We start from the raw sequence: 927 nt of genomic DNA on the forward strand, positions 1-927 counted from the left end.
AGCGGTGCCGGAATCGACCACCGCGTCGGCCGGCTTGGTGAAGAAGAAGGGCGGATCACGCTCGTCATTGCCGAATTCGCGGGCATGCGCCGCGTAGTTGCGGCCGACGCAGTAGATACGGCGCACCGCAAAACGATCGGACGAGCCGGCAACGGCCACCGATGCGGTTGCGGGCAGGGGAAGGACGAATTCTGTCATCAAGGGTCTCTGCTTGGTTGCCGGAACATTCGACCGATTTGGGGGCCTGGACAAGGCGATTTGGTCGAGAAAGTGCCGGCGGCACTTTCCGCCGGAGATGGCGATATACTATTTGGCAATAATCTGGCCATGGTGGAGAGGTTATTCTAATCGCTCACGAACTGAAATGAACCCCATGACCGCAACCCACGATCGCGCCCGGTTTCTGATCATCGACGACCATCCGCTGTTTCGTGAGGCGCTGCACAGCGCCGTGCAGATGGCCTATCCGGAAGTCGACACGGTGGAGGCGCGCTCGATCACCGAGGCGCTCGATCTTCTGGCCGATGCCAAGCCGTTCGACCTCGCGCTTCTCGACCTCTCGATGCCCGACGTGCACGGTTTTGACGGCCTGCTGCAACTCCGGACCCGCTATCCGCGCCTGCCCGTGGTGATCGTCTCTGGTTACGAGGAGCCGAAGATCATTTCCGAAGCGCTGTCCTATGGCGCTGCCGGCTTCATCCCGAAATCGGCGCGCAAGAGCGACCTCGCCGCAGCCATCCGCTCGGTGATGGAAGGCGCGATCTATGTGCCGGAGACCTATGAAGGCCGGCCGCCGGACGCCGACAGCGCCGACCGCGCCGACATGGTGCAGCGCCTGTCGACGCTAACGCCGCAGCAACTGCGCGTGCTGCAGATGCTGCGCCAGGGCCTGCTCAACAAGCAGATCGCCTACGAGCTGCAGGTGGG

Annotated in this window: 2 protein-coding genes; one reads left to right on the forward strand and one right to left on the reverse strand. The window is 62.9% G+C overall.

Features of this window, described 5'->3' with window-relative positions:
* A partial coding sequence (locus tag EN932_RS36975; protein WP_206524068.1) for a fumarylacetoacetate hydrolase family protein occupies positions 1-198 on the reverse strand: 198 nt, incomplete at its 3' end.
* 175 nt (positions 199-373) lie between these two features.
* Between EN932_RS36975 and EN932_RS36980 the strand changes: the two genes are divergently transcribed.
* Positions 374-927: response regulator transcription factor (locus tag EN932_RS36980; protein ID WP_164890884.1), on the forward strand; the 554-nt coding region annotated here is incomplete at its 3' end.

Origin of the sequence: Mesorhizobium sp. M7A.F.Ca.US.002.01.1.1 (assembly GCF_004022955.1) — a bacterium.
GTDB classification, from domain to species: Bacteria; Pseudomonadota; Alphaproteobacteria; order Rhizobiales; family Rhizobiaceae; genus Mesorhizobium; species Mesorhizobium ciceri.